Here is a 13294-nt window from a genome sequence, read left to right on the forward strand (position 1 = left end):
CGCCTTGGTATAAAACTGGTTTTTTCGATTAAAAAAATATGACTGGATTGAAGAAAAAAAGTGATGTTATAATTTTTCCCTTACATATTTTCCAGTGTAGGATTCTGTGTTCTTCACGATTTCCTCGGGAGTGCCCTCGACCACTAGATTACCGCCATTTTGTCCACCTTCCAAACCAAGGTCTATGATATAGTCGGCACATTTTACCAATTCCATATTGTGCTCGATAACGATTACGGAATGTCCTTTGTCAATAAGCTCATCAAAGGATTTCAGCAGTTTTTTGATATCGTGGAAGTGAAGCCCTGTTGTGGGTTCATCAAAGATGAAGAGGGCTTTTTCCTTGGTGTGTCCTTTTACCAAGAACGAAGCAAGTTTGATTCGTTGCGCCTCACCACCGGAAAGGGTGGAGGAGGACTGTCCCAAAGCTACGTATCCCAGACCAACATCTTGCAGGGGCTTCAGTTTGGTCACTATTTTATCTTGCTTGTGTGTGGAAAAGTGTTCAACGGCATCATCAATGGTCATATTCAGGATGTCGTCGATGTTTTTTCCTTCAAATTGCACTTCCAACACATCCTTTTTAAAACGTTTCCCATCACAGACATCACATTCCAAATGCACATCGGCCATAAATTGCATTTCTACCGTAATCTCGCCTTCGCCCTTACATTTTTCGCAGCGGCCACCATCTACATTAAAAGAAAAGTGCTTGGCCTGGTATCCCCGAAGCTTGCTCAATTTTTGGGACGCAAACAGACTTCGAATGTCATCGTAGGCCTTGATATAGGTAACCGGGTTGGACCGTGAGGAACGGCCAATGGGGTTCTGGTCAACAAACTCCACATGTTTGATGTGTGCATATTTTCCTTCCATCGCCGAAAACTGACCGGCCTTTTCGCCATATCCCCCCGTTTCCTTTAATATGGAAGGATACAATATTTTCCTGACCAGCGTGCTTTTTCCACTTCCTGATACGCCCGTAACCACGGTCAACACATTCAATGGAAAGGTGACATCGATATTTTTAAGATTGTTTTCACGAGCCCCCTTTATTTGAATGTAGTGTTTGGAATTCCTACGCTCTTTGGGAACGGGAATTTCCATGGTACCGTTAAGATAGGATGCCGTCAAGGAGTCGGATTTAAGGATGGTCTCCCAATCTCCCGTGGCCACGACTTTACCGCCCAGCGTTCCCGCTTCCGGACCAATGTCTATGATTTCGTCGGCAGCTTTCATAATATCTTCATCGTGCTCGACCACGATAACGGTATTGCCCAAATCTCGAAGCGATTTGAGCACTTCAATCAAATTCTCGGTATCCCTTGGGTGCAAACCAATACTGGGTTCGTCCAAAATATACATGGAACCGACCAAGCTACTTCCCAAAGATGTGGCCAGATTGATGCGTTGGCTTTCTCCGCCGGAAAGGGTATTGGATTTTCTGTTCAACGTAAGATAGCTTAAACCAACTTTGTCCAAAAAGTCCAAACGCGTAGTGATTTCCTTGAGCAGTCTGTTTGCTATGGCAGTGTCGTGCTCGGAAAGTTGCAATGATTCAAAAAATGGCATCAACTTGTTGATGGGCAGCTCGATCAAATCCGAGATGGATTTACCGCCCACTTTCACGTAATCCGCTTCTTTCCGCAATCGCTTTCCTTTACAAACGGAGCATCGGGTTTTTCCACGGTAACGGGACAGCATCACCCTGTTTTGGATTTTATAGCTTTTTTCTTCCAGCTGCTCAAAAAACTTATGGATGCCGATAAAATGTTCGTTCCCGTCCCAGACCAGTTGTTTTTGTTCTTCGGACAACTCAAACCAAGGTTTGTGTATGGGAAAATCAAACTTGTAGGCAGAGTTGACCAATTGGTCACGGTACCAGCTCATACTTTCGCCTCGCCATGGAAAAACTGCATTTTCGTAAACGGATAGGGCCGTGTTGGGAATCACCAAATCTTCATCAATACCGATAACATCGCCATAGCCCTCACATTTGGGACAGGCTCCGTAGGGGTTGTTAAAACTGAACAGATGCACGTTGGGTTCCAAAAACTTCATACCATCCAATTCAAACTGGTTGCTAAAAGTCTTTATCTCGTTGGTTTGAAGGTTTTCAATGGCGCATTGGCCTTTGCCTTCAAAAAAAGCATTGTCAACCGCATTGGCCAAACGGTTATAAAAATCCTCATCATCCTTTACAATGATACGATCTACGACCAAGTCAAATTCCCTTCCAATATTTTCGGGAGCTTGGTCAATCCGAATGACTTCTCCCTTATATTTAATACGAGCATACCCTTGCTTGGAGAAAAGTTCCAAGGATTTCAACGGTTCACGTTCTTCACTAATGGTTATAGGGGCCAACAATAAGAGTTTGTCCCTTTCGTTCAGTCCTTTTATGTGGTTGATGACATCGGTTACGGTATGCTTCTTTACTTCTTTGCCCGAAATAGGGGAAAGGGTCTTCCCGATTCTCGCATACAACAACTTTAGGTAGTCGTAGATTTCGGTGGTGGTCCCGACTGTAGATCGTGGATTGGTGGAATTTACCTTTTGTTCTATGGCAATCGCGGGCGCTATACCTTTTATATAGTCCACTTTGGGTTTGTCCAGTTTCCCTAAAAATTGTCGTGCGTAGGAGGATAGGCTCTCCACATACCTGCGCTGACCTTCGGCGTACAATGTGTCAAAAGCCAAGCTGGACTTCCCGGAACCCGATAAACCGGTGATAACCACCAATTTATTCCTTGGGATGACCACATCTATGTTTTTAAGGTTATGTAGTTTGGCACCTTTTATGATAATATTCTGCTTGGGATCTACGTTTATATTGATTGCCATCTGTTAAAATTAGGGTCTCAAAGATACGATACGCCACACTTAATACGTATATTGCATCAGTTAACATATAAAAATCGTCAACTCACAACATAGATTTTTAGATCGCCTAGCTATTTATCTATATTTGAAGTGTAATTAAAATCCTGATAGGCCTATACAGAATAATTACTTTTTTAAAGATTAAAAACTGAATAACTAAGGTTTTCCTTTTTAAGGGGAGGACTGTGATTTTAACCCAAAAAAAGTAATTTGTATGGAACAACTACAGATTAATGATTCGATTTTAGTAAGGAATTACATTGACGGAGACGAAAAGGCTCTTGAAATCCTGATCAACAGGCACAACCAAAGAATCACCAGCTTTATTTATAGCAAAGTTTTGGACAGAGATGTTGCAGAGGACATCTTCCAGGACACTTTTATCAAGGTCATCAAAACCCTGAAAAAAGGAAGGTATAGCGAAGAAGGTAAATTTTTACCATGGGTGATGCGTATTGCACACAACTTGGTGATAGACCATTTCCGTAAGAACAAAAGAATGCCCAAGTTCGAGGGCAGCGACGACTTCAACATCTTTTCCGTTATCCACGACGAAAAGCTGAATGCCGAAAAGCAGATCATCAAAGATCAAATAGAAAGCGATCTTACCCTTTTGATCGATGAGTTGCCGGACGACCAGAGAGAAGTATTGATCATGCGAATCTACAAGGATATGAGCTTTAAGGAAATATCCGAAAACACTAATGTTAGCATCAACACGGCTTTGGGAAGAATGCGATATGCCCTTATCAATCTTAGAAAAATTGTTGAGCGCAAGAATATCGTTTTAACGAATTAATCGAGCATTACGTCGAAGCCTGCAATATTTCCAATCTAGCGCCGTTATACTATGGAAACAATTACTTACGCTAGAATATGGAAAACATTTACTCTGAAGAACAAAAATCCGTAAAAACGGTAAAAGCGAGCCAGAAAACTGTTGATTTCTTGCTTAGCTTTTCAAAATCGATTAATGTAGTTGACTACAAAAAGCACCAGTTTGAAGTAACATTGAATTAATTTAAGGATCAAACTGACGAAAAGAGCCGCAATTAGCGGCTCTTTTTGTTTTTATAATAGTCATTGATCACGGTTTTTCTACCTATCGTCTTGGTAATAACGTCCTTTTCCAAGTCCCAGCCCCTTGCCGGCGAATATTCCCGGCCATACCAGATAATTTGAAGGTGCAGTCGGTTCCAAATATCCTCTGGAAACAAGCGTTTGGCATCACGTTCCGTTTGGATCACATTTTTTCCATTACTGAACCCCCAACGGTACATCAACCGATGAATATGGGTGTCCACAGGAAAGGCAGGGATTCCAAAGGCTTGGGAAACCACAACACTGGCAGTTTTATGTCCCACAGCGGGCAATTCTTCCAACAAGGAGATGTTTCTCGGAACTTCGCCATTATATTTTTCTATCAAAATTTTTGAAAGTCCATAAATTCCTTTGGATTTCATAGGGGACAGGCCTACTGGCTTGATGATTTCCCGAATTTCCTCTTCCGTAAGTTTTACCATATCAAAGGGATTGTCGGCCTTTTCAAATAATAAAGGTGTGATTTGATTGACCCTGACATCGGTACTCTGGGCCGATAGCAACACTGCGATCAATAGCGTGTACGGATCTTTGTGGTCCAGCGGTATAGGAATGGTTGGATAGAGTTCATCCAAGGTTTTGATGGTGAATTCAACCTTTTCTTGTTTGGTCATAGTTGTTTAACTTTGATAAAGTAAATATTAAACAATTAATTCAAGAGCAACGCACATGAATATGTTAAAAGTAGGTGATAAAGTACCTGATTTTTCAGCAAAAGACCAAGACGGCAACACAATTAATCTAAGTGACTACAAAGGAAAAAAGTTGGTCGTATTTTTCTATCCCAAAGCAAATACACCGGGTTGCACCGCTGAAGCTTGTAACTTAAGGGACAATTATAAGGAGTTGCAAGGTGAAGGTTATGAACTTTTGGGCGTTAGTGCTGATTCCGAGAAGAAACAATCCAATTTTAAGAACAAATATGAATTTCCTTTTCCGTTATTGGCGGATGAAGACCATACGGTGATCAACACCTTTGGGGTATGGGGACCCAAAAAATTTATGGGCAGGGAATATGATGGCATCCACCGAACCACTTTTGTTATTGATGAAGAGGGAAAAGTGGAAAATGTCATCGAAAAAGTAAAGACCAAAGATCACGCTGCACAGATACTGGCATAAAAACTAAAAAAGGCGCTGATGTAGCGCCTTTTTTTATTCTTTCTCTTCCAGAACTTTTCTGGTGAACAAGTTCTTCTCTTTTATAGTTTCTGCGATACCCTCGGGCAATTCCTTTTCCCAACCTTCATCTTTATTGATGATTTTCTTGAGCACATCCCTTGAGAAGATATGCAATACATCCGGATCATAATCGATAATGTCCATCACCTTACCGTTGTACTTGAAGAATTTGTACAATTCCTTCATCCGTGGGTGGACCTTTACGTTATTGCTTGTGAGGACCTGACCGGTTTCAGGATCCTTCATTGGATATAGGTAAACCTTCAAATCCTTGAAGAACAGTTTACCGAAGGCTTCCAAGATACCACCGCTCAAGTGTCGGTAATATTTTTCATCGAATACATCCACCAAATTGTTGACTCCCATCGTCAAACCGATTTTGGCCTTGGTGTAATTATTAAAGTACTCTACCAGTTTATAGTATTCTTGGAACTTGGAAATCAGTACCGTGTGGCCAAGGGAACAAAGTAGCTCGGCCCGATCCATAAAATCCTGCTCATCTATTTCCCCAGATGCCTTAAGGTTGGACAATGTTATCTCAAAAACCACAATGGCGTTTTCCATATCCACCGTCTGTTCCCGGATAAAAATATCGTAGGACTTCTGGAACATGTCCATATTCACTTTGGTAACGGGCCTAAAACTACCGCGGAGCGCCAAGATGTTCTTTTTATAAAGTACGGCAGCGGGCAGCAAGTTATTGCCATCAGGTCCGAACATCACCGCATCCGTCATATCGTTTTTAATAAGCTGAAGGCTCATCAAACGGTTATCGACATCGGCAAAATTAGGTCCGGTAAAGTTGATCATATCAATCTCCAACGTATCGTGGTCAATATGATCATATAGGTATTTTAAAAGCTTTCGTGGTTTATGGAACTTAAAAAACGCACCATAGATCAAGTTAACACCAAGGATTCCAAGTGTTTCTTGCTGTAATCTGGCTTCATTTTGTTTAAAACGGATGTGGAGTACAATTTCATCGTATTCCTTTTGGTCGGGATCCAATTGAAAACGTAATCCTACCCATCCATGTCCTTTATATCTCTTGGAAAAATCTATTGTTGCCACCGTATTGGCGTAGCTAAAGAACAAATAATCCGGATTGCTGTCCCTACTGATCCGTTCCTCGACCAAGCGCATTTCGTGGTCCAGCATCTTTTTTAAACGGGATTGGGTAACGTAGCGCCCATCTTCCTCAATACCATAAATAGCGTCACTGAAAGACTTATCGTAAGCGCTCATCGCCTTTGCAATGGTTCCAGAGGCCCCGCCAGCTCTAAAAAAATGTCTTGCGGTCTCCTGCCCAGCTCCAATTTCGGCAAAGGTTCCGTAAATATCACGGTTCAAATTTATCCTAAGGGTTTTCGCCTTTATGGAAGGAATGTTTTCAAAAGCATTTTCTTTGCTTGGTACGGTAGGCATATCCAAATTTTAAGATGAAACAAAGTTACACTCTTCAATCAATCTATTAAATAAATAAGTTATAATTTTGAAATTAATGGATGATCAGATGACCATTACTTTTTTGGGTACGGGAACCTCGCAAGGAATCCCGGTTATAGGGAGCAATCATCCCGTATGCCTGAGCGAGGACCCGAGGGATAAAAGACTGCGCGTATCCGTATTGATTTCGTGGAAAAACTACAATTATGTGATTGATTGTGGCCCGGATTTTAGACAACAAATGCTTGCCAACCCCATAGATAAGTTGGATGGGATTTTGTTCACCCACGAACATGCGGACCATACGGCAGGTATGGACGATATCCGCCCCTTTTTCTTTAGGCAGGGGGACATCCCGATCTTTGCCCATCCCAGGGTAATCCAATCCTTAAATAGGCGTTTCGACTACATTTTTGCCGACGAAGACCGTTACCCCGGAGCTCCTGCTGTTCAAGTGAATGAGGTGCATAAGGATGAAAAAATCACTTTGGGCGATTTGGATGTAGTTCCCATTGAAGCCTTTCACAATAGACTGCAGGTCTTTGGTTACCGTTTCGGCGAATTTATTTATATGACCGATGTAAAAAGGGTAGAGGAGGAGGAAATAAAAAAGATGAAAGGCGCCAAAGTATTGGTGATCAATGCGCTACGTATCGAGCCGCACCATTCCCATTTTAATTTGGAAGAAGCTCTGGAATTTGCCAAAAAAGTAGGGGCGGAACAAACTTATTTCACCCATATCAGTGCCTTGTTGGGATTTCATGAAGAAGTAGAAAAAAGTCTTCCCAAAAACATACATTTGGCCTACGATAACCTACAGATCAAAATTTAGATTCAATGAAGAAGAATATATTTCTATACCTATTTGTTTTTGCTGCCTTATTGGCCCTCTTTCAATTTGTGACGGGCAATAACATGCAAAAAGCATTGATATCAGATGTAAAACAATTGGAACAAGAGGTGGTGAAGCTAGAGGATTCATTACAGACCATGCATTTAAAAGTATTGGACATGCAATATTTTACGTTGGAGAACAATGACGATGCCTTGGCGTATTATGACCACCTGAATCTGGAAAACCCTTCACTTTATATCCAAGATAAGTTATTGGAAACCAACGAACAAAAAGGCGACAATCCTTTGATTCCCTACGAAGGGATGGAGAGTGATTTTAAAATCAACAAAATCAAAGTATTGAACCATAAATGGATTCTTGCAGACTTTTCCGACGGGAAATACTGGGGCGACCTTATTATAAAATATGAGTTAAAGGATGATTTGAGCGTGGACTTTACACTGTCCGAACATTTGCTCTATGCCCTGCAAGATTATTGATCTTCGCAAATTTTGGACATCAACTAAATATGTTTTTCCAACCATTTTTTAAACGAGAAAAAATTCTGTTGGGAAACACCGTGCCCTACAGGAAATTCCTCATAGGTCGTTGGAATATTCAATTTTTTTAGGAAATCTGGCGATTTTTGGGCCCATTCCAAAGGAATCACTTGGTCCACTTGCCCATGTGAAGCATAGAAATTCAATTTGCTATGGTCTTTTTCGGCGTAACCATCGACCAAAATATTCTCGTTGATGTATCCGCTCAATGCCACAACATTTTTTACTTTTTCCGGGTAGGATAGTGCAACGGAATAGCTCAAAATGGTTCCTTGGCTGAACCCTAAAAGGGTAATGTTTTCTTTATCAAGGTTGTAAGCTTCAACGGCCTCATCTATAAATTGAACAATTTTCTCCCTGGATTCCCTGGCCTGCCCATCGTCGCTCCACTTCCCTTGTTCCGCATCAAAATTAATGGCGTACCATGCATGTCCAAAGGGCTCAAGGTTATAGGGCGCCTTAACGGAAATTACCATTAATTCCCCTGGTAATTCGGAAGCAAAGGAAAACAGGTCCTCTTCGTTACTGCCATAACCGTGGAACATAAAAAGCGCAGGAATCTTTCCTGAAACTTTGGATGAAGGTCGAAGCAAATATTCTAATGATAAGGTTTTTAGGGACATTGTATCGATTTATGAAATGAATTTGAACCATTTTTGAAAATAATTGCCCAATAAGGGCAGTGGCTTGGTCTTATCGTTCAGCGCCTGTAAAAAACCAAAAATCCATATGGCAATATAAAAAAGGTATACAGGGATGGCCAAATATGCATATCCGGCATAGGTCATTATAATGGCCAAGGCATGAAAAAGCACGTGAATTCCGAACGCCTGCCGTATATGAAAACGTGCATAGGCATTTTTATCCTCAATGTTCATGGTAATGGCGATCAAGCAGCCAACAATGGTAATATAAGCTACAACAGCCGTAGTTTTTCCTGGAATAGATGGGTCGCTCATTATAAAGTACTTAAATCGTTATGTATGATTCCGTAAACTTTACCCTTTAAGGTGGCACCTACGAACATGCTATTTTTTGATGTTGACAGCACATCGTTTGTTTCAAAAACATACTCACCTTCCGGGTTGAAGAGTGTAAGGCAGGCTTTGGCACCCTCTTCCAGTTTTGGGGAATCAATCTGGTACCGCTCCCGACCCTTGGTCAACAAGCTGATGGTTTCATCGAGTTCAAAAATAGTGTTCAAGCTACCAAATGCGGATTCCAAGCCAAGGCTTCCATTTTTTGCATTATCGAACTCCACACGTTTGTGCTCAATATCCATGGGAATGTGGTCCGATGTCACAAAATCTATGGTCCCATTTTTCAACCCTTTGATCAAGGCCTTGCAATCGGATTTTGTCCGTAGTGGAGGGGATACCTTAAAATGGGTATCAAAACCGACCAAGGTTTCATCGGAAAAGAAGAGGTTATGTACCGCAACACTGCATGATACATCCAACCCTTTTTTCTTGGCCTCGGCAATCAGTTTTACCGAACCCGCAGATGAGATTGTCGGAATATGGAGTTTTCCTCCCGTGTATTCCAAAATATATAAGTCTCTTGCGATCTGTAGTTCTTCGGACAATGCCGGAATTCCCTTTAGACCTAATTTGGTAGATATTTCCCCCTCGTTGGCAACGCCTTTTCCTTTAATGTCGCCATCTTGTGGGAACGAATAGACCAACCCATCAAAGTTTTGGGCATATAGCAAAGCTATTTTGAGCAAATTGGGATTCGAGATTTGTTTTTTGAAATCAAAAAAAGCAACTGCGCCTGCATTTCTCATATCAAAGAGTTCGGCCAGATCAATTCCTTCCGCGTTTTTGGTCAAAGTTCCCAAGGGATAGAGTTTTGTGGCCTTTCCCTGACCGCGTTCTTTTAAAAACACCACATCGGAGCTGGTATCGGGTACGGGGTGCGTGTTGGGGTTGAGGACAATATCGGTAAAACCGCTTTTGCCCGCGGTAAACAATCCGTTAGCAATGGTCTCGCGTTCCTCAAAACCCGGTTCGCCAAAACTTACGCTGCTATCGAACCACCCCAAGGAAACATGCAAGTTTTCTTTCTCCACCACTTTAATATTGGACGGCGCATCCACAGTGGCACCAATTTTTTCGATGACCCCTTTTTTGATAAGGATGTCACGCTTTTTCAAGTGAAGGTCCTTGTTCTCTGGGCATACAATTTTTGCAGACTTCAGCAGAATGTTCATGTAACAAATTTTTGAATGAGTACCTCTATCAGCGCCAGAAGCAGCGCTAAAATAACAAACCATTTCCAATAAGCCGTAATGTTGTTCTCGGCTTTCAGATATTGGAACAGCTCTGGAATGGAATCCATGGTGTTTACGTTTTCCAACGTACCTATATCCAGATATTTGAGTTGGCTTTCTGTTCGGGGAAAGTTAAAACTTATATTTTGGAGGGGTTGTTGATTTTGGAGTATGGAGTAAATTCCATCCTCGGTGGGATTCTGTTCAAAAGTTAAGCGTACCCGGTTCGGGAAGGTCTGCTGAAGGGGAATAAACTCATACCCGTCTTTTGCCACCTTCAAGATGTCATCGTTGCCGATTTCCGCCGAAATATCCACGGTAGTCGATTCACCAAGTGTTTGATATGTTCTGGGTGTCTGCAAACTGGATTGGGCCATATTGTAAAAGGTGGGCACAATCAACGGGGAGTTAATGAAATTGGAATTTCCGACTTCCAACGGAACCGTAAACACATACAATCCATCGTCTCCCACTAAAAATGAATCCCCACCATCCAAGGACAGCGCTGTAGGTAGACTGGTCTGTATTTTAAAATATTCCTTGACGGACGGATACTGGAAGTTGGTAACTTCTTGCTCAAAAACATTGCGGTACAACGGATGGTCGAATGATATTTTGGTCAATTGTTCATCCGAAACGATTCTTTCTGAGAACTGCGTAGCTGATAGGCTGGACAATAATGTATTGTATGTATCAAGGTCGCTGTTGATAGCTGGGATTACGATCAAGGTGCCGCCATCGTTTTTAAAAGTGCGCAAGATATTTTGCAGACTGCTCGGAACTGCTTTTAAATTATTAAGGATCACCACATTTTGATTGTCCAGGGTGCTGTAATCCAATTGGTTCAATGCATATTTTTGAAAATCGAATTCATCACTACGAAACAAACGGTTTAAGAAATCACTATCTGATTCGCTGATTGCTAAAACCTTTATTTTTTCTTTGGAATTGATATTGAAATAGAACTTATTGTCATACCCTAAGGCATTATCAATGATGCTCAACCTCCCATTCAATGCTTCATCGGCAGGTATGGTAAATTCGACTTTCGCATTTTCGTTCGATTTGAATTTAGCAGCTGTTTTGGCTATCAATTCATTATTATTATACAATGAAATGGGCAATGCTCCATCTTGGTTACCGCCAGAAAGAAAAACATTCAATGTGGCTTGTTCGTTTAAGCCATCGTCCACAAAAACAGAGTCGATGGATACATTTTGCGCTTCCCGTGGTCGCATTGGAATAAAATGAACAGCTAAAACGGAGTCCACGTTTGTACTTCCAGTAGACATTCTTTCTTGAAAATCTGAAACTAGAATAAGGTTTTTTATACTACCGCTATTTTTGGAAAACAAGCTATTGGCCTTTAGGGCAATTTCATCCAAACTTAATTGTTTGTAGGAGTAGGGGAGCGATAACAGCGAATTCTGAATATCCTTAACGCGAACATTTCGAAAGGTTTTTTCGTTTGTAAAGAGACTGAATTCGGTATCCCCATCAATATTTTTAATAAAATCCTGTACAGCTTTTTCCAAAAGTGAAATACCATTGTTCTTGGCCTGCATACTGAAGGAATCGTCCAAATAAACAACGGTCTCTTTTTCTTGAAGCGCACTTACCGTCGAGGAAAATGGTTGTGCAAAAGCAATAATGATGGCCGCTAGCAACAACAACCTTGTAATGAGCAACAACCATTTTTTGAGCGTGTTGCTCTTTCTGGATTCCAAAATTACCTTTTGCAGCATGGCTACATTGGTAAAAGGGGTTTTAGTAAAGCGCCGTAACTGGAATAAATGAATTAAAATGGGTATGACTAGAAGAAAAAGTGCCCAAAGAATTTCTGGATGTTTAAACTGCATTCCCAATATTGCTTGATCAAAGATAGGCATTAAAACATTTTGATTTCAAACTTCGGTTTGCAATTATCAAAGACCAATAAACAATCCACAATTTATTGGTATTCGAGTGCGTTCGTCGTATCTCATCCAGAACAGCGCAGAATCAACAAAAAAAGAAATAATCCTGCATTGGGGATTGGCCAAGCTCAGAAAAAAAACCTCGAATTTCTTCTTGTGCATCCTCATTGGCCACGGTGATGATGCTTTGTGGATTTTTCAAATGCTGTAATGCCTTAAAATGTACGAGTTCTTTACCGTAGATTTTTTTGCCTATTTTTTTTGGGTTATCGCACAGCCAAACAAAATCCAACCCATGCCTTTTTAATCCTTTGGCTATCTTTTTCCCCTTAAATCCTGCGCCCCATACCACCAATGGTCGGTCTTTGTGGTGATCCAGTTTAAGAAAATAGTGCAGTTTGATGTCCAAAAAGTAGTTTTGGGCATAGTGCTCATGGGTTCGCGATGTTCGAGTGTCATAATCGCGCCAAAGATGCAATACTTGGTTGCAGGGAATAATGTTGAAGCCGTGCTCATAAAAACGAAACGTGAGGTCGTAATCCTCGGGGTAACGGTTGGGGTCAAAGCCTTGAGATCGTTCAAAATCGCTTCGTTGTATCATCCAACAAGGTGAGGGAATAACGCACTCTTTGTATATCTCATCAAAGTTGTTTCCTTTGGATGTCAATCGGTTCAGCCACTTTTCATAGCGTTCATAGCCATTGCTGATACCTCGGTTCGAAAAGTATTTCACCTGTCCTACGGCAACATGCCCTTTTCCGTACGCTATCAAAGAATTGACCATGACCTCTAAACGATCGGGTTCCATAATATCATCCGAATCCATTCTTGTCACAAAATCTCCATTACTTTTTGCATACGCTGTTTGAAGTGCGGGAATGATTCCATTTCCCTCATTTTGGAAGACCTTGATTCGGTCATCTTTTTGGGAGTAGGAGGTAAGGAGTTCAAAGCTTTCATCCGTAGAATGATCGTTTACCGCTAAAACCTCCCATTCCCTATAGGTTTGCCCTATGATGGAATCCAAACATTCGATCAAAAAATGTACAGTGTTCTTAAAAGGAATTATGATGCTGACCTTACTGTTTTGCATGCTGCA

The 13294-nt window shown here is 41.3% G+C and carries 12 protein-coding genes; 4 read left to right on the forward strand and 8 right to left on the reverse strand.

Annotated elements, in window-relative coordinates; all coding sequences use genetic code 11:
* Positions 1-66: 66 nt before the first annotated feature.
* Positions 67-2844 (reverse strand): excinuclease ABC subunit UvrA, encoded by a 2778-nt coding sequence (gene uvrA, locus GVT53_RS07050; RefSeq protein WP_166247980.1) that lies wholly within the window; start codon positions 2842-2844, stop codon positions 67-69.
* Positions 2845-3097: 253 nt separating this feature from the next.
* Here uvrA and GVT53_RS07055 point away from each other — a divergent pair, with 253 nt between their 5' ends.
* Complete coding sequence (locus tag GVT53_RS07055; protein WP_166247981.1) at positions 3098-3682, forward strand: RNA polymerase sigma factor; 585 nt, start codon at positions 3098-3100, stop codon at positions 3680-3682.
* A 253-nt stretch (positions 3683-3935) separates the two neighbouring features.
* Here GVT53_RS07055 and GVT53_RS07060 read toward each other — a convergent pair whose 3' ends face one another.
* Positions 3936-4598 carry an endonuclease III domain-containing protein gene (locus GVT53_RS07060; RefSeq protein ID WP_166247982.1) on the reverse strand — a complete coding sequence of 221 codons (663 nt, stop codon included), beginning with the start codon at positions 4596-4598 and terminating at the stop codon, positions 3936-3938.
* Between the two features lie 55 nt (positions 4599-4653).
* On the opposite strand from GVT53_RS07060, the gene bcp reads away from it, so the two are divergent.
* Positions 4654-5106 (forward strand): thioredoxin-dependent thiol peroxidase, encoded by a 453-nt coding sequence (gene bcp, locus GVT53_RS07065; RefSeq protein WP_166247983.1) that lies wholly within the window; start codon positions 4654-4656, stop codon positions 5104-5106.
* Positions 5107-5139: 33 nt separating this feature from the next.
* On the opposite strand, the gene GVT53_RS07070 is transcribed toward bcp, so the two are convergent.
* Positions 5140-6591 (reverse strand): TonB-dependent receptor, encoded by a 1452-nt coding sequence (locus tag GVT53_RS07070; RefSeq protein WP_166247984.1) that lies wholly within the window; start codon positions 6589-6591, stop codon positions 5140-5142.
* An 88-nt stretch (positions 6592-6679) separates the two neighbouring features.
* Here GVT53_RS07070 and GVT53_RS07075 point away from each other — a divergent pair, with 88 nt between their 5' ends.
* Together GVT53_RS07075 and GVT53_RS07080 are read left to right on the forward strand one after the other, a co-directional pair.
* Positions 6680-7444, forward strand: coding sequence for an MBL fold metallo-hydrolase (locus tag GVT53_RS07075; RefSeq protein WP_166250436.1), 765 nt, complete (start codon positions 6680-6682; stop codon positions 7442-7444).
* A 5-nt stretch (positions 7445-7449) separates the two neighbouring features.
* Complete coding sequence (locus GVT53_RS07080) at positions 7450-7947, forward strand: hydrolase (RefSeq protein ID WP_166247985.1); 498 nt, start codon at positions 7450-7452, stop codon at positions 7945-7947.
* A 23-nt stretch (positions 7948-7970) separates the two neighbouring features.
* On the opposite strand, the gene GVT53_RS07085 is transcribed toward GVT53_RS07080, so the two are convergent.
* From GVT53_RS07085 to GVT53_RS07105, 5 genes are all read right to left on the reverse strand, one after another.
* A complete protein-coding gene (locus tag GVT53_RS07085; RefSeq protein WP_166247986.1) occupies positions 7971-8630 on the reverse strand; it encodes an alpha/beta hydrolase in 660 nt (219 codons plus the stop codon).
* Between the two features lie 9 nt (positions 8631-8639).
* Positions 8640-8966 (reverse strand): hypothetical protein, encoded by a 327-nt coding sequence (locus GVT53_RS07090; protein ID WP_166247987.1) that lies wholly within the window; start codon positions 8964-8966, stop codon positions 8640-8642.
* Positions 8966-10219 carry a dihydroorotase gene (locus tag GVT53_RS07095; RefSeq protein ID WP_166247988.1) on the reverse strand — a complete coding sequence of 418 codons (1254 nt, stop codon included), beginning with the start codon at positions 10217-10219 and terminating at the stop codon, positions 8966-8968. The genes GVT53_RS07090 and GVT53_RS07095 overlap by 1 nt, the downstream gene beginning before the upstream one ends.
* On the reverse strand, positions 10216-12168 hold the full coding sequence (locus tag GVT53_RS07100) for a BatA domain-containing protein (RefSeq protein ID WP_166247989.1): 1953 nt from the start codon (positions 12166-12168) through the stop codon (positions 10216-10218). Before GVT53_RS07100 ends, GVT53_RS07095 begins: the two co-directional genes overlap by 4 nt.
* Positions 12169-12280: 112 nt before the next feature.
* The gene (locus tag GVT53_RS07105; protein ID WP_166247990.1) at positions 12281-13288 is read right to left on the reverse strand and encodes a glycosyltransferase family 2 protein; all 1008 of its coding nucleotides are present in this window, start codon (positions 13286-13288) and stop codon (positions 12281-12283) included.
* Between the last annotated feature and the right edge of the window lie 6 nt (positions 13289-13294).

Source organism: Flagellimonas oceani, assembly GCF_011068285.1.
Classification (GTDB): domain Bacteria; phylum Bacteroidota; class Bacteroidia; order Flavobacteriales; family Flavobacteriaceae; genus Flagellimonas; species Flagellimonas oceani.